Here is a 13376-nt window from a genome sequence, read left to right as displayed (position 1 = left end):
GGCGGTCACCACCCGACGACGTCGGCGCCCCGTGTCAAGCGCGGGCGCCGAAGTCGTCGGCCATGCCATCGTGGGGACATGAAGAGGGATGTCTCCGCCCGCATCGTCCTGCACGTCACCGAGCCCGCCGACCTCGTGTTCGCCATCGCGGTCGCGGCACAGCATCCCGTCGGCGAGTCCTTCGCCGCCACGCTCGACGGCGCGGCACTGCCCTTCCGCGAGGTCCTCGACGCGCACGGCACCCGGCTCCACCGCGTCCAGAGCGACGCGGGTGAGCTCGTCGTGGAGTACTCCGCGTCCACCGAGAGCGACAGCGTGACCGAGGCCGCCGCCGAATCCGACCTCCTGGTGTACGGCAGGCCGAGCCGGTATGCCGAGTCGGACGCCCTCGCGCCGACCGCCGTCGCCGAGTTCGCGGGGATCACGGGCTCGGCCGAGCTCCTGGCGTCCGTGTCGTCGTGGGTGGGCACGCGCCTGGCCTACGTCTCGGGCTCGTCCCTTCCGACGGACGGAGCCGTCCGCACGCTGCTGAACCGCCAGGGCGTCTGCCGGGACTACGCGCATCTCTGCGTCGCGTTCCTGCGCTCGCTCGGCGTGCCGGCCCGCCAGGTCGCCGTGTATGCGCCGGGGCTCGCGCCGATGGACTTCCACGCGGTCGCGGAGGCATGGGTCGATGAGCGCTGGTGCGTCGTCGACGCCACGACGCTCGCGCCGCGGCAGACCCTCGTGCGGATCGCGACGGGACGGGATGCTGCCGACACGGCGTTCCTCACGATCCTCTCCGGCCGCGCCGACCTCGGGGAGGTCACCGTCTCGGCCGTCGCAGACTCCCTCCCGAACGACGACGTGACGCAGCTCGTCTCGATCACGTAGCGCGATGTGGCCGCGTCGCCGTGCGCGTGGGACGCTGGACGCATGAAGACCTGGATCGTCCGCTTCGCGACGCTGTACGTGTTCAACCTCGTCGTCCTGCTCGTGATCGACCTGCTCGTGGCGGGCGTCCGGGTGGGGTGGGGCGTGCTGTGGGCGAGCGTCATCCTCACGGCGGCGGTCATCTGGCTCAAGCCCGTCATCCAGAAGTGGTTCGGCGGCATGGCCGCCAAGTCGTCGTCGCAGCGCACGAAGGCCGGCGAGACGCTCGTGAAGATCGCGCTCGTCTTCCTCGTCGAGCTCGTGGTCTGGGTCCTCGTCGTGCTCCTCTCGGGCGTCCAGGTGCACAACTGGTTCTTCGGATACCTCCTCCCGCCGGTCTTCCTGCTCATCGCGTGGGCCATCTACTCCGCGATCGACGATCGTCTGGAGGCGCGCGCGGGCGCGCTCTACGACCGCGCTTCGACGGGACTCGGCGGGCGGCCCGGGGATGCCTCGTCGCCGGCTCCGACGCCCGAGACGAGCGCCGCGCGGGAGGAGCTGCAGGACGGGCTCACGGCCGAACAGCGCCGCATGCTCGACGAGCTCGGCAAGGGCTGAGCCGCGTCCAGGCCCGGTGGCGAGCCTGTCGATCGGGAGCGTGGTCGATCGTCAGAGAGGTGTCGCACCCACACCGGAAGGATGACACCATGCGGTACACGCTTCTCCTGCACTACCCCGAGATGACCGCCGACGACCTCGGACCAGAGGCGATCGCCGAGGCCATGCGCGAGTTCGACGCCTACGCGAAGGCGCTGCACGCCGCCGGCGTGCTCGAGTCCGCCGAGGTCCTGCAGCCGTCCCAGGTCACGACGACCCTCACGGCGCCGGACGGCACGCTGCGCGTGCAGGACGGGCCCTTCGCCGACACGAAGGAGCAGCTCGGCGGCACGTTCGTCGTGGACGTCGCCGACCTCGACGAGGCGATCTCGTGGGCCGGCAAGTCGCCGTCCATCGCGTGGGGCGCCGTCGAGATCCGCCCGACCGCGACGCGCTTCGTCGACGGCGAGTGGACGGCGATGACGTGACGGATGCTGTGCGGTCGCGGGCCGTCGCCGAGCGCGCCGCCCGCGACTCGTACGGCCGGCTGCTGGCCCTCGTCGCAGCCTCGACGCGCAACATCCCGCTCGCCGAGGACGCCCTCGGCGACGCGTTCGAGCGCGCGCTGACGACGTGGCCGGCCGGCGGCATCCCGAACAATCCCGACGCCTGGCTCCTCACCGTGGCCCGCAATCGACTCCGCGACGAGCTGCGCTCCGCCGCGCACCGCACGGGTCTCCCGCTGGACGAGGCGATCGCCGCGCGGCTCTCCGACCGGGAGGATGCCGCGGCCGCTGTCCTGCGCCGCGACGACATCCCCGACAAGCGCCTCGAGCTGCTCTTCGCGTGCGCCCACCCGGCCCTCGACCCGGCGATCCGCCCGCCGCTCATGCTCCAGACCGTGCTCGGCTTCGACGCTGCGCAGATCGGGCGCGTGTTCGGGGTCGAGCCGGCCGCCATGGCGCAGCGGCTCGTGCGCGCGAAGCGCCGCATCCGCGATGCCGGCATCCCGTTCCGCGTGCCCTCGCGCGCCGACATGCCCGACCGGCTGCCCGCCGTGCTCGAGGCCGTCTACGGCGCCTACGCGATCGACTGGCTCGATCAGCGCGAGCAGGTGCGCGAGTCGATCGCCGACGAGGCGCGTTGGCTCGCGGTCCTCGTCGCGAGCCTGCTGCCCGACGAGGCGGAGGCCTGGGGGCTCGCGGCCCTGCTGACCCTCGCGCAGTCCCGCGCCCCGGCACGCGCCGTCGTCCCGTGGCCGCCGCTGGACGAGCAGGATCCGCGGGAGTGGGATGCCGAGCTCATCGCAGAGGGCCGCGCGCTCCTGGCGCGCGCCTCGGCACTCGGACGGCCCCTCGGCCGCTTCCAGCTCGAGGCGGCGATCCAGGCCGTGCACTGCGACCGCGCCCGCACGGGCGAGCTCGACGTCGAGGCGCTCGTGACCCTGTACCGGGGCCTCGTCGCGATCGCGCCGACCGAGGGCGCCCGCGCCGCCCTCGCCGCGGCGGAGGCCCGCCGAACCCCCTGACCAGCCACCCCGCCCCGCCCGCGATCCCCGAGCTCGTCGAGGGGTCGAACCCGGACGCCGCGCAAGCCACGGGCACGCCCGCGCGAGCGGCTCCACCAGTGCGACGCAGCCGGTGCGCCGCCTCCCAGCATCCGGACCCGCTGTGCACAACGTCGCCATTCCGGCCCGTCGTCAGGCGCGACGCCCCCCAGCGCACGATATGTCGGCCGATCGGCGACGTTGTGCACACCGGCGATGCGCCGGAACCCCCGTAACAATGCGACGCGGGACACCCAACCGCCCGGCAGCGCCGGGAAGATGGGGAGCACGCCGGTCAGCACGGCGCCACCCGACCCCTGGAGGCTCCCATGTCGCGTTCCCTTCGCTCCGCCCTCGTCGTCACGAGCGTCGCGGCGGCGCTCATCCTCGCCGGCTGCGCATCGGGCTCCGGCGGCGAGGCGACCGAGCCCGCGACCGACGACGAAGGCTGGGTCACCCCCGGCAAGCTCACGGTCGCGACGGGCGAGCCCGCATACTACCCGTGGGTCATCGACGACGCGCCCGAGAGCGGCGAGGGCTTCGAAGCCGCCGTCGCGTACGCGGTCGCCGAGCAGCTCGGTTTCGCCGCGGACGACGTCGTGTGGGTGCGCACGGGCTTCGAGGAGGCGATCGCACCCGGACCCAAGGACTTCGACTTCAACCTGCAGCAGTTCTCGATCAGCGACGAGCGCAAGCTGTCGGTCGACTTCAGCTCGCCGTACTACGAGACGACGCAGGTCGTCATCACGACGGGATCCTCGGCTGCCGCCGACGCGACTTCGATCGCGGACCTCAAGGACCTCCTGATCGGGGCGCAGACCGGCACCACGAGCTTCACGGCCATCGAGGAGTCGATCCAGCCGACGCAGGGCGCGCAGGCCTTCAACACGAACGAGGACGCGAAGCTCGCCCTCGAGAACGACCAGGTCGACGCGATCGTCGTCGACCTCCCGACCGCCTTCTACATCGCGGGCGCAGAGCTCACCGACGGCGTCATCGTCGGCCAGCTCCCGACCCCCGAAGGCGAGTCCGGTGACCAGTTCGGCCTCCTCCTCGCAAAGGACTCGCCCCTGACCGAGCAGGTCAGCGCCGCGGTCGACGCGCTCCGGGAGGACGGCACCCTGGATGACCTGGCGGAGCAGTGGCTGGGCGGCGAGGACGAAGCGCCCGTCCTGAAGTGACCCCGGGGCCGCGCCCCGCCCACGATCCGCCGCCGAGCCGCTCGCCTATCCTGGCCCGATGACACTCGCCCCGCCCGCCGATGCGGCCGCGCGCCCCGTCAGCGCGATCGAACAGGAGCGTCGCGCCTTCCGGAAGCGCCAAGGCGCGAGGTCGGTCGTCATCAGCGTCCTCTCGACGCTCGTCCTGGCCGCCGTCGTCTGGATCACGCTCATCAACACCCCCGGGTGGGAGCGCGTCAAGGAGATGTTCTTCGACTGGGACGTCGCTGTCGCCTCGTTCCCCCGCATCTGGCAGGGGTTCCTCCTCAACCTGCAGGTGCTGGCGATCTCGGCCGTCCTCGTCGTTTTCTTCGGCCTGCTCATCGCGACGCTGCGCACGCTCCGCGGCCCCGTGTGGCTTCCGCTCCGCGCCCTCGCGGCGGGCTACACCGACCTGTTCCGCGGCCTGCCGCTCATCATCGTGCTCTACCTCGTGGGATTCGGCATCCCGGGACTCGACCTCATTCCCGTCCGCCTCCCCTTCGCCTTCTGGGGCGTTGTGGCGCTCACCCTCACGTACTCGGCGTACGTCGCGGAGGTCTTCCGCGCCGGCATCGAGGCCGTCCACCCGTCCCAGCGCCAGGCAGCGCGCTCCCTGGGGCTCAGCCACGCCAAGACGATGCGGCTCATCGTCGTCCCGCAGGCCATCCGCAAGGTCACGCCCGCGCTCATGAACGACTTCGTCGCTCTCCAGAAGGACGTCGGCCTGATCTCGGTGCTGGGAGCGGTGGATGCTGTCCGCGCCGCGCAGATCGAGACGGCCAAGTTCTTCGACTTCACGCCCTACGTCGTGGCGGGCGTCCTGTTCGTCCTCCTTGCGATCCCGACGATCCGCCTGACCGACTGGTACACCGCGCGCGTCCGGGCCCGCGAGCAGATCGGCGGCATCGTATGACCGCCGTCCTGCGTCTCGACGACGTCTGGAAGTCGTTCGACGACCACGAGGTCCTGCGCGGCATCGACCTCGAGGTCGGTGAGGGCGAAGTCGTCGCCCTCATCGGCGCGAGCGGCTCGGGCAAGTCGACGCTCCTGCGCACCGTCAACCTGCTCGAACCCATCGACGACGGGCGCATCCTCCTCCGCGACGACGACATCAGCGACCCGCGGGTCGATCCCGACGCCGTCCGGGCCCGCATCGGCGTCGTCTTCCAGCAGTACAACCTCTTCCCGCACCTCACCGTGCTCGGCAACATCACCCTCGCCCTCCGGCACGTGCATCGCCTCGGCAAGGCGGAGGCGGATGCCGCGGCCCTCGGTCTCCTCGATCGCGTGGGCCTCGCCGACAAGGCGCCGTCGCACCCCGACCGACTCTCCGGCGGTCAGCAGCAGCGCGTCGCGATCGCACGCGCTGTCGCGACCTCGCCCGACCTCCTGCTCCTCGACGAGATCACCTCGGCACTCGACCCCGAGCTCGTCGGCGAAGTGCTCGACCTCGTGCGCTCGCTCGCCGACGACGGGATGACGATCGTCATGGCGACGCACGAGATGGCGTTCGCCCGCGACGTCGCCGATCGCGTCGTGTTCCTCGACGGGGGCCGCATCCTCGAGCAGGGCCCGCCCGCCGAGGTGTTCGGCGCTCCTCGAGAGGAGCGCACGCGCGCCTTCCTCGCCCGCTTCACCGCCTGACCGCACAGGCCCTTGCCGCAGGGCCGTGATCGCGGATCGCACAAGGGGCTACGTTGTGGGTGAGACCCGCCGAAGGAGGACGCCATGTCATCCCCGCAGAACGGCCCTCACGGCCACGACCACGTTCCCGGGCCGGAAGAGCCGACGGTGCCCGAGCTCGAAGAGGACGAGAACATCGCGCCCCGCCCGGAGGAGGAGATCGCCGACCTCCTGCGCGCCGAGCCCGACGTCGAGGACCACAGCTCCCGTCGGCGGTGACCCGCCCCGCGTGCCGCAGCCGGCCGGGTCATGGCATCCTTCGCTCATGGCTCTCTCCAGGATCAGCGTCGTCATCCCTCCGATCGGACCCTGGCGGGACCAGGCGCGCTGGTACCGATGGGCGGAGGACATCGGCTACGACGTCGCGTACACCTACGACCACCTCACCCACCGGACTGCGGTGGACCTGTGGCTCGGCGAAGCGTTCACGACCCTCACGGCGGCGGCAGCATCCACCGAGCGGATCCGGCTGGGCACGCTCGTGGCGTCCGCGGTGTTCCGTCGCCCCGTCGCGCTCGCCCGGATCGCGATGACCGTGCAGGACATCTCCGCCGGCCGGCTCGTGCTCGGAGTCGGACTCGGCGCCCCCGACTGCGAGGTCGCGAACCGCGGTGAGCGCAGTGAGCTGAAGGCGATGGCGGAGCGGTTCACCGACGTCGTCCACGGATACCTCGCGGCCCTGGACGGCGCGACCGAGTGGGATGGCGCGACCATGTCGTTCTCGCGACTGCAGTCCGCGCCCGCTCCCGACGGTGTCGCACCGCCCGAGCTGCTCATCGCCGCCCACGGTCCGCGCGCTCTGGCCCTGACGGTCGCGGTGGCAGACACGTGGAACACCTACGGCGGGCCCGCCGGCACGCAGCTCGAGGCGGACGACTTCTGGGAGCTGCTCGCGACGCAGCGCGCGGGGTTCGAGGAGCAGTGCGCCAAGGCGGGCCGGGACCCGCGATCCGTGCGCCGCTCCGTGCTGCTCGGCTTCGGCCGTGTCCGGCCGACGAGCAGTGCGGGGGCCTTCATGGACGCCGTGGCGCGCGTCGAAGAGCTCGGCTTCGACGAGCTGGTCGTCTACGGGCCTGGTTCGTCCGCGGGGCTCGGCTCCGACCCGGCCGTCCACGAGCAGGCCCTCTCCCGTCTGCGCGGATGACGGTCATCCTCGTCGAGGGCGAGAGCGACCGCGTCGCCCTGGAGGTCCTCGCGTCGCGCGTGGGCGTCGACCTTCCGCGGATCGTGACGGTCGGCGGGGCGAGCGGTGCCCGCCGAGCCCGTGCAGAGCTGCCGGACGACAGCATCCTGGGGCTCGTCGATGCCGGGGAACGGGCGCAGTTCGAGCGTGTCATCGAGCGCGTCTTCGTGTGCGATCCGGACCTCGAGGGCGAGTTCGTGCGAGCACTCGGCGTGGACGGGGTCGAGGCCGTCATCGCCGCCGAGGGCGAGCTCGAGTCGTTCCGGAGCCTGCAGAATCAGCCCGCCCTGCGCGACCGTCCCGTTGAGGCGCAGCTCGCGCGGTTCTTCGGCGGCAGGAGCGGCAACAAGCGGCGGTATGCGCGACTGCTCGCCGAGGCCGTGCCGCTGGATCGCGTGCCCGAGCCGCTGTCCGCGCTCATCCGGGCCGCATCGCACCCGTCGGGCGAGCGTTCCTAGGGCCCACTTCGACCACTCCGGCCACGCCGACTACTCCGACGCGAGTCCGGCCTGCCAGCGGCGCTGCTCGCGCACGAGGAGCAGCGCGAAGACGCCCCAGATCCCGAGGTCGTCGCCGAATCCGAGGGGACCGAGCACGAGCTCGGGGATCGCGTCGATCGGCGCGAACGTGTAGACCGTCGCGGCGATCGCCGCGATCCACGTCGTCGGCGCGACGCGGTGCTCACGGTGCCTGACCGCCTTGAGGAACCTCCACATGCCTTCAGTGTCCGTCATGACGGAAGACCCGGGGCCGGCCGAGATCAAGTCGTGACACTCGCAGAGCCGACCCGGGGTCATCGCTCGAGCCGGCGAATGAGACGGCGCAGGCGGTCGTGATCGTCGGCGTTGGCGGGGTTGGCGGCGCGGGGATCGTCGGACGCACCGCGACGCATCATGTCGTCGAGGTATCGACGGTCCGCGTCCAGGCGAGCGCGGGCGTCGGGACCGACATGTCCGTGGCCGGGAACGACCACGTCTGCGGCATCGGCGTAGGGCGCGAGCCGATCGAGCGCCTCGAGATAGGCGGCGAGGTCATCCGGGTCGAACGGCAGAGGGACCTCGACGTCGCTGAGCATGTCACCGGCGACGAGCACGCCCTGCCGCGGCAGCCACAGGGCCGTATGACCGGGTGCGTGCCCGTCGTGGATCACGAGCTCGACCTCGAAGCCCGCCGGGACGGACTCCTCCGGGATGACAGCCTCGATCCCCCGCACGAGGCCCACGAGACCGGCGAGGTGCCGCGGAAACGAAGGCCCCAGCTGCTCGACCAGCGACGAACGCTCGGCGGCGGCGAGCTGCGCGGTCTTCTGCGACGCCCACCGAGGCGCGGCGCCGAAGCCCGGATGCCACAGCAGGTGGTCGTGATGGGCGTGCGTCGAGAAGCCCCCGATCACGTTCAGCCCTGTTTCGCGGACGCTCGCCGCACGAGCGTCGAGCTCGTCGGGAAGCCAGGCCGGATCGATCAGCAGCGCTTGCGCCCCTCCGACAAGCATCGTCGAGGTCGTGAGCATCTCCCGGCTGGTCGACACGAATACTCCTGGCGCAACCTCGCTCGCGCTGTTCACAGGTGCCCCTCCCCACGCCGTGACCGCCTGCCTCTTCTCGAACATCATGGCCTCGGCAGGCATGCTTGTACTCAGCTGGAGTGCACGTGGGGCTTCAACACCGAGAAGGGCGGATCTGGCGGTGACGACTCGTGGTGTGCGCCGGGGCTGTCCGTGAAGCCGGCCCAGGTCGTCAGACCGGCCCGGTCGACGGATGCTGTCGCCATCGCCCGCCTCATCCGTCAGGCGAAAGCCGACGCGATGCCATGGCTCGCGGTCCCGCACACGCTCGAAGAGGACGAAGCGTGGGTCGCAGGGGTGCTCCTCCCCGGCCACGACGTGACGGTCATGACGGAACGCGACACCGTCGTCGCGGTGCTGGCTGTCAGCCCCGGCTGGGTCGACCAGCTCTACGTCGCCACCTCCGAGCAGGGTCGCGGTCTCGGATCGAGGCTCCTGACAGTCGCGCAGGACGCCGACGCCGCGGGTCTGCAGCTGTGGACGTTCCAGCGCAATACGCGTGCGCGCGAGTTCTACGAGCGGCACGGGTTCATCGAGACCCGCCGCACCGACGGCGACAACGAGGAGTGCGAGCCCGATGTCCTCTATCGCTGGGAGGGCCGGCCGCCTGCCTAGGCGATGTGCAGGATGAGGCGCGCGGCATCGCGGTAGAGGTCGTCCGCCGTGCGCCCCGTCCCCACGAAGTAGTCGCTGATCGCTCCCATCATGACGGGGAAGCGAGCCTGCAGCTCGTCGGGGTCGACCTGCGCGCCGACCGGTTCGGGCGACTGCTCCTCCAGGACCCACCCCACGGTGTACCGCTCGCCGGCCAGCACGAGCAGCCGCGCGCGGTGAACGTCCATGCCGCGCTCGACGAGCGTCGCCATCGCACGCTCGGAGAAGTCGGCACGGCGCAGGGAGGAGCGCGCGCCCGACACGATCCGCGCTCCGTCGCGGCGATGGAGCATCGCGCCGCGCAGCTGCTCGAGGGCTTCGAGGAGCCAGGCCGGGTCGGTCGTGTCGGCATCCAGCTGCTCGACGCCGCCGATGGCGTCATCCATGATCGCGTCCGCGAGAGCGTCCAGCAGCTCGGACTTGTTCTTCACATGCCAGTAGAGGGTCGGCGCCTGCACCCCGAGGTGTGCGGCGAGGGAGCGCAGGGTGAGCGCGTCCAGGCCCTCACCGTCGACGAGCCGCAGAGCTCCAGCGACGATCTGCTCACGATCGAGCGGCATGCGCGGCCTCCCTTGCACTTCGTCTCGAACAATGTTAGACAATTGTCCGATCTCTAACGCTGTAAGAGAGTCGAGCTCGTCCTGCCGATCCCGGCGCCGAGCTCGTCATCCGCCCCCCGATCCCACGAACAGGACACGCCATGGACACCCTTGTCGACACGCTGCACGACGCCACCCACCGCATCCCCGGAGTTCCCGCGCACCTCGACGCCACATCCCGTCCGGCACGACAGGCTGCGGGCCACCAGCACCGCCGGCACCAGCACGCCCCCCGGCTGCACAGCCCCGCACGACACCACGCGGCTCCCCCGCGCGTCCTCGTCGCCTGGCAGATCCGCATCGTTCGCGTCGTGCGGGGTCTTCGACGTCAAGGCTGATCCGAGCGCGCACCCGCGGATCAGGCGGATCCGCGGATGACAAGCCCCTTCCTCATCGCCGCGCGCCCGGAAGGCTTGCTGCATGAGCGATCGACACGACCCCGAGCAGCCTCTGGACCACCTGCCGCCGCAGGACGAACGCGACGACGGGACGGACCTCGACCAGCCGGACTATCCCGACGTCGGCGCACCCGTCGACGAGCCCGATGCCTCACCCGAGACGGCCGCCGAGCCCGACAAGCCTCGTGTGCACGGCATGGACAAGCTGCCCCCGGCAGGGCGGTAGGCATCGCCGCAGGGCGCTCGTCTGCAGCGCCCGCCCACGCCGATCCGGCGGGAGGCCGCATCCCCGATCCGTCAGGCCGGGTCCGGCGTCTCGGGGTCGGGCTCATCCTCCGTCGAGCCATCGCCGGCCCCGCCGACCGTGCCGGACGCCGACAGCGCGCCCGCCTCGTCGATCACGACCGGCAGACCGCTCTGCAGGAGGGCCAGCGTCGGCGCGAGCAGCTCCAGGGGACGATCGATCGAGAGGAACCCACCCCGGTTGATGATGGCCTTCGGCTCCGCTCCCGGCGCGTACTCGATCCGCGCGATCCTGGTGCCGTGCATCAGGTTCGAGTCGGGGTCTCCTTCGAGAGTGAGATCGGCGCCGTTGTCGCCGATCGTCACGGCGTAGGAGGTGATCTTCGTTCCTTCGGTCATGATCGCTCCTCAGCAGACTGGTCCCCCACCGTCATCTGCGTCCCATGAGACACCCCGGGCACCGACCCGTCAAGGACGCCCGGTTCGCGCGACGGGCCGAACGGCATCCCGCCGCCGAGCGGAGACAGGCGTGCCGACCGACCCGAACGAAGGTCAGCCGGCCGCGCGCTCCGCGGCCTCGACGACGTTCGTCATGAGCAGCGCGACCGTCATAGGTCCGACTCCGCCGGGGTTGGGTGAGAGCCAGCCTGCGACCTCCGCGACGTCGGGCGCGACATCCCCGTGGACGACGTTCTTGCCGGACTCGGGATCCGTCTCGCGGGTCACCCCCACGTCGAGCACCGCCGCACCGGGTTTCACGTCCGCGGCCTTGACGATGTGCTTGACGCCGGCCGCCGCAACGATGACGTCGGCCTCGCGCAGGTGGCTGCCGAGCTCCACTGTTCCGGTGTGCGTCAAGGTCACCGTCGCGTTGTACTCGCGGCGCGTCAGAAGCAGGCCGATCGAGCGACCGATCGTGACGCCGCGTCCGACGACGACGACGTGCTTGCCGGCGAGGTCGTAGCCGTTGCGCACGAGCAGCTCGATGACACCGCGCGGCGTGCAGGGCAGCGGCGTCGTGATGGGGGAGTTGACGTTCAGCACGAGCCGCCCGAGGTTGGTCGGGTGCAGCCCGTCGGCGTCCTTCGCGGGGTCGATGCGCTCGAGGATCGCGTCGGTGTCGAGGTGCTTCGGCAGCGGCAGCTGCACGATGTAGCCGTGGCACGTCGGGTCGGCGTTCAGCTCGTCGATGAGCGCCTCGACGTCCTCCTGCGTCGCGTCGGCCGGAAGCTCGCGCTGGATCGAGTTCATCCCGATCGCCTCGGACTCGCGGTGCTTCATGCCGACGTACAGCTGCGACGCGGGGTCGGCGCCGACGAGGACCGTCGCGATCCCCGGCGTGACTCCGCGGGCGCGCAGCGCGTCAACGCGCCCCCGCAGCTCCGCCTTGATCTCGGCAGCTGCCGCGCGCCCGTCGAGCTTCTGTGCCGTCACTTCAAGTCCTTTCTCTCATCCAGACAGGGGATCGTGCCGAGACGGGGCATCGTAGCGCCCTGCTTCGGCGGATTCCCCTGCCTGGATGCCACGGGATGCCCGAGCCGCGGCATCCCGGATCTCGTCAGTGCTGCAGCCCGGGGTACAGCGGGAAGGCCGCCGTGAGGGCCGCGACGCGCTCACGGAGCGCCGCCACGTCGGCGCCCGGCAGCAGCGCGAGCGCGATGATGTCGGCGACCTCGGTGAACTCGGCGTCGCCGAAGCCGCGCGTCGCGAGCGCGGGCGTGCCGATGCGCAGGCCCGACGTCACGAGCGGCGGACGCGGGTCGTTGGGGACGGCGTTGCGGTTGACGGTGATGCGGATCTCGTGGAGGAGGTCCTCCGCCTGCTTGCCGTCGATCGCGGCGTTGCGCAGATCGACCAGGACGAGGTGCACGTCGGTGCCGCCCGAGCGGACGGTGATGCCGGCATCCTGGACATCCTGCTGCGAGAGCCGCTCCGCGATGAGGTGCGCGCCGCGCAGGACGCGCTCCTGGCGCTCTTTGAACTCGGGGGTCGCCGCCAGCTTGAACGCCGTCGCCTTCGCCGCGATGACGTGCATGAGCGGACCGCCCTGCTGGCCCGGGAAGACCGCGGAGTTGATCTTCTTCGCAAGGTCCTCGTCGTTGGTCAGGATGAAGCCCGAGCGGGGGCCGCCGATCGTCTTGTGCACGGTCGAGGACACGACGTGCGCATGCGGGACGGGCGAGGGGTGGACGCCCGCCGCGACGAGTCCCGCGAAGTGTGCCATGTCGACCCACAGGAGCGCGCCGACCTCGTCCGCGATCGCGCGGAACCGCGCGAAGTCGAGCTGACGGGGGTACGCCGACCAGCCGGCGATGATGACCTTCGGCTGGTGCTCGACGGCGAGGCGGTGCACCTCGTCCATGTCGATGACCGAGGTCTCGGGGTCGACGCCGTACGCGACGATGTTGTACAGCCGGCCGGAGAAGTTGATCTTCATGCCGTGCGTGAGGTGGCCGCCCTGGTCGAGCGACAGGCCCAGGAGCGTGTCGCCGGGGCGCGCGATGGCGTGTAGGACTGCCGCGTTGGCCGTCGCACCCGAGTGCGGCTGGACGTTGGCGAACTTCGCGCCGAAGAGCGCCTTGGCGCGCTCGATCGCGAGCTCCTCGGCGACGTCGACCTCCTCGCAGCCGCCGTAGTAGCGGCGGCCCGGATAGCCCTCCGCGTACTTGTTGGTCAGCACGGAACCCTGCGACTGCAGCACCGACACCGGAACGAAGTTCTCGGAGGCGATCATCTCGAGGTAGCCGCGCTGGCGGTCCAGCTCGCGGTCGAGCACCTGCGCGATCTCGGGGTCGATCTCGGCGAGCGGGGCGTTGAAGAACTGATCGGTCATGCGATCTCCTGACGTGTTTCGA

General features: G+C 71.2%; 19 protein-coding genes. 13 read left to right on the top strand and 6 right to left on the bottom strand.

The window, feature by feature from the left end:
* The first annotated feature begins 78 nt into the window (after positions 1-78).
* The 10 genes from ABZ477_RS11405 to ABZ477_RS11360 all read left to right on the top strand — a co-directional run bounded on the left by ABZ477_RS11405 (position 79) and on the right by ABZ477_RS11360 (position 7521).
* On the top strand, positions 79-873 hold the full coding sequence (locus tag ABZ477_RS11405; protein ID WP_360132548.1) for a transglutaminase family protein: 795 nt from the start codon (positions 79-81) through the stop codon (positions 871-873).
* A gap of 42 nt (positions 874-915) precedes the next feature.
* Positions 916-1470: a hypothetical protein gene (locus tag ABZ477_RS11400; RefSeq protein WP_360132545.1), complete on the top strand. Its 555-nt coding sequence runs from the start codon at positions 916-918 to the stop codon at positions 1468-1470.
* An 89-nt stretch (positions 1471-1559) separates the two neighbouring features.
* Positions 1560-1937, top strand: coding sequence for a YciI family protein (locus ABZ477_RS11395; RefSeq protein ID WP_360132542.1), 378 nt, complete (start codon positions 1560-1562; stop codon positions 1935-1937).
* Positions 1919-2977 carry a DUF6596 domain-containing protein gene (locus ABZ477_RS11390; RefSeq protein WP_360132539.1) on the top strand — a complete coding sequence of 353 codons (1059 nt, stop codon included), beginning with the start codon at positions 1919-1921 and terminating at the stop codon, positions 2975-2977. The genes ABZ477_RS11395 and ABZ477_RS11390 overlap by 19 nt, the downstream gene beginning before the upstream one ends.
* Before the next feature lie 347 nt (positions 2978-3324).
* A complete protein-coding gene (locus ABZ477_RS11385) occupies positions 3325-4176 on the top strand; it encodes an ABC transporter substrate-binding protein (RefSeq protein ID WP_360132536.1) in 852 nt (283 codons plus the stop codon).
* Between the two features lie 58 nt (positions 4177-4234).
* Complete coding sequence (locus ABZ477_RS11380) at positions 4235-5110, top strand: amino acid ABC transporter permease (RefSeq protein WP_360132533.1); 876 nt, start codon at positions 4235-4237, stop codon at positions 5108-5110.
* The gene (locus ABZ477_RS11375) at positions 5107-5841 is read left to right on the top strand and encodes an amino acid ABC transporter ATP-binding protein (RefSeq protein WP_360132530.1); all 735 of its coding nucleotides are present in this window, start codon (positions 5107-5109) and stop codon (positions 5839-5841) included. The genes ABZ477_RS11380 and ABZ477_RS11375 overlap by 4 nt, the downstream gene beginning before the upstream one ends.
* A gap of 84 nt (positions 5842-5925) precedes the next feature.
* Positions 5926-6099: a hypothetical protein gene (locus tag ABZ477_RS11370; protein ID WP_360132527.1), complete on the top strand. Its 174-nt coding sequence runs from the start codon at positions 5926-5928 to the stop codon at positions 6097-6099.
* A gap of 46 nt (positions 6100-6145) precedes the next feature.
* A complete protein-coding gene (locus ABZ477_RS11365; protein ID WP_360132524.1) occupies positions 6146-7024 on the top strand; it encodes an LLM class flavin-dependent oxidoreductase in 879 nt (292 codons plus the stop codon).
* Complete coding sequence (locus ABZ477_RS11360) at positions 7021-7521, top strand: ATP-dependent endonuclease (RefSeq protein ID WP_360132521.1); 501 nt, start codon at positions 7021-7023, stop codon at positions 7519-7521. Before ABZ477_RS11365 ends, ABZ477_RS11360 begins: the two co-directional genes overlap by 4 nt.
* Before the next feature lie 30 nt (positions 7522-7551).
* On the opposite strand, the gene ABZ477_RS11355 is transcribed toward ABZ477_RS11360, so the two are convergent.
* Complete coding sequence (locus tag ABZ477_RS11355; RefSeq protein ID WP_360132518.1) at positions 7552-7797, bottom strand: YkvA family protein; 246 nt, start codon at positions 7795-7797, stop codon at positions 7552-7554.
* 59 nt (positions 7798-7856) lie between these two features.
* Positions 7857-8591 (bottom strand): MBL fold metallo-hydrolase, encoded by a 735-nt coding sequence (locus tag ABZ477_RS11350; RefSeq protein ID WP_360132511.1) that lies wholly within the window; start codon positions 8589-8591, stop codon positions 7857-7859.
* A gap of 189 nt (positions 8592-8780) precedes the next feature.
* Between ABZ477_RS11350 and ABZ477_RS11345 the strand changes: the two genes are divergently transcribed.
* Positions 8781-9242 (top strand): GNAT family N-acetyltransferase, encoded by a 462-nt coding sequence (locus ABZ477_RS11345; protein ID WP_360132507.1) that lies wholly within the window; start codon positions 8781-8783, stop codon positions 9240-9242.
* On the opposite strand, the gene ABZ477_RS11340 is transcribed toward ABZ477_RS11345, so the two are convergent.
* Positions 9239-9841: a TetR family transcriptional regulator gene (locus ABZ477_RS11340; protein WP_360132504.1), complete on the bottom strand. Its 603-nt coding sequence runs from the start codon at positions 9839-9841 to the stop codon at positions 9239-9241. The genes ABZ477_RS11345 and ABZ477_RS11340 overlap by 4 nt on opposite strands.
* A 140-nt stretch (positions 9842-9981) precedes the next feature.
* On the opposite strand from ABZ477_RS11340, the gene ABZ477_RS11335 reads away from it, so the two are divergent.
* Both ABZ477_RS11335 and ABZ477_RS11330 read left to right on the top strand, forming a co-directional pair.
* A complete protein-coding gene (locus tag ABZ477_RS11335; protein ID WP_360132502.1) occupies positions 9982-10218 on the top strand; it encodes a hypothetical protein in 237 nt (78 codons plus the stop codon).
* Between the two features lie 82 nt (positions 10219-10300).
* Positions 10301-10504: a hypothetical protein gene (locus ABZ477_RS11330; protein ID WP_360132499.1), complete on the top strand. Its 204-nt coding sequence runs from the start codon at positions 10301-10303 to the stop codon at positions 10502-10504.
* Between the two features lie 71 nt (positions 10505-10575).
* On the opposite strand, the gene ABZ477_RS11325 is transcribed toward ABZ477_RS11330, so the two are convergent.
* From ABZ477_RS11325 to glyA, 3 genes are all read right to left on the bottom strand, one after another.
* The gene (locus tag ABZ477_RS11325; protein WP_360132496.1) at positions 10576-10920 is read right to left on the bottom strand and encodes a hypothetical protein; all 345 of its coding nucleotides are present in this window, start codon (positions 10918-10920) and stop codon (positions 10576-10578) included.
* 153 nt (positions 10921-11073) lie between these two features.
* Positions 11074-11955 carry a bifunctional methylenetetrahydrofolate dehydrogenase/methenyltetrahydrofolate cyclohydrolase gene (locus ABZ477_RS11320; RefSeq protein WP_360132493.1) on the bottom strand — a complete coding sequence of 294 codons (882 nt, stop codon included), beginning with the start codon at positions 11953-11955 and terminating at the stop codon, positions 11074-11076.
* Positions 11956-12079: 124 nt separating this feature from the next.
* Positions 12080-13354, bottom strand: a complete 1275-nt coding sequence (gene glyA, locus ABZ477_RS11315) for a serine hydroxymethyltransferase (protein ID WP_360132489.1) — start codon at positions 13352-13354, stop codon at positions 12080-12082.
* Positions 13355-13376: the final 22 nt, after the last annotated feature.

Source organism: Microbacterium sp. NPDC019599 (genome assembly GCF_040632175.1).
In the GTDB taxonomy this organism is placed as follows: Bacteria; Actinomycetota; Actinomycetes; order Actinomycetales; family Microbacteriaceae; genus Microbacterium.
This window is presented reverse-complemented; position numbering and strand designations above follow the sequence as displayed.

What these genes read in the sequence shown, in the direction of transcription:
- ABZ477_RS11335 (WP_360132502.1), top strand. Translation starts at nt 9,982, where the DNA reads ATGGACACCCTTGTCGACACGCTGCACGACGCCACCCACCGCATCCCC.
- ABZ477_RS11360 (WP_360132521.1), top strand. Translation starts at nt 7,021, where the DNA reads ATGACGGTCATCCTCGTCGAGGGCGAGAGCGACCGCGTCGCCCTGGAG.
- ABZ477_RS11330 (WP_360132499.1), top strand. Translation starts at nt 10,301, where the DNA reads ATGAGCGATCGACACGACCCCGAGCAGCCTCTGGACCACCTGCCGCCG.
- ABZ477_RS11385 (WP_360132536.1), top strand. Translation starts at nt 3,325, where the DNA reads ATGTCGCGTTCCCTTCGCTCCGCCCTCGTCGTCACGAGCGTCGCGGCG.
- ABZ477_RS11380 (WP_360132533.1), top strand. Translation starts at nt 4,235, where the DNA reads ATGACACTCGCCCCGCCCGCCGATGCGGCCGCGCGCCCCGTCAGCGCG.
- glyA (WP_360132489.1), bottom strand. Translation starts at nt 13,354, where the DNA reads ATGACCGATCAGTTCTTCAACGCCCCGCTCGCCGAGATCGACCCCGAG.
- ABZ477_RS11395 (WP_360132542.1), top strand. Translation starts at nt 1,560, where the DNA reads ATGCGGTACACGCTTCTCCTGCACTACCCCGAGATGACCGCCGACGAC.
- ABZ477_RS11405 (WP_360132548.1), top strand. Translation starts at nt 79, where the DNA reads ATGAAGAGGGATGTCTCCGCCCGCATCGTCCTGCACGTCACCGAGCCC.
- ABZ477_RS11325 (WP_360132496.1), bottom strand. Translation starts at nt 10,920, where the DNA reads ATGACCGAAGGAACGAAGATCACCTCCTACGCCGTGACGATCGGCGAC.
- ABZ477_RS11370 (WP_360132527.1), top strand. Translation starts at nt 5,926, where the DNA reads ATGTCATCCCCGCAGAACGGCCCTCACGGCCACGACCACGTTCCCGGG.
- ABZ477_RS11375 (WP_360132530.1), top strand. Translation starts at nt 5,107, where the DNA reads ATGACCGCCGTCCTGCGTCTCGACGACGTCTGGAAGTCGTTCGACGAC.
- ABZ477_RS11365 (WP_360132524.1), top strand. Translation starts at nt 6,146, where the DNA reads ATGGCTCTCTCCAGGATCAGCGTCGTCATCCCTCCGATCGGACCCTGG.
- ABZ477_RS11355 (WP_360132518.1), bottom strand. Translation starts at nt 7,797, where the DNA reads ATGACGGACACTGAAGGCATGTGGAGGTTCCTCAAGGCGGTCAGGCAC.
- ABZ477_RS11400 (WP_360132545.1), top strand. Translation starts at nt 916, where the DNA reads ATGAAGACCTGGATCGTCCGCTTCGCGACGCTGTACGTGTTCAACCTC.
- ABZ477_RS11340 (WP_360132504.1), bottom strand. Translation starts at nt 9,841, where the DNA reads ATGCCGCTCGATCGTGAGCAGATCGTCGCTGGAGCTCTGCGGCTCGTC.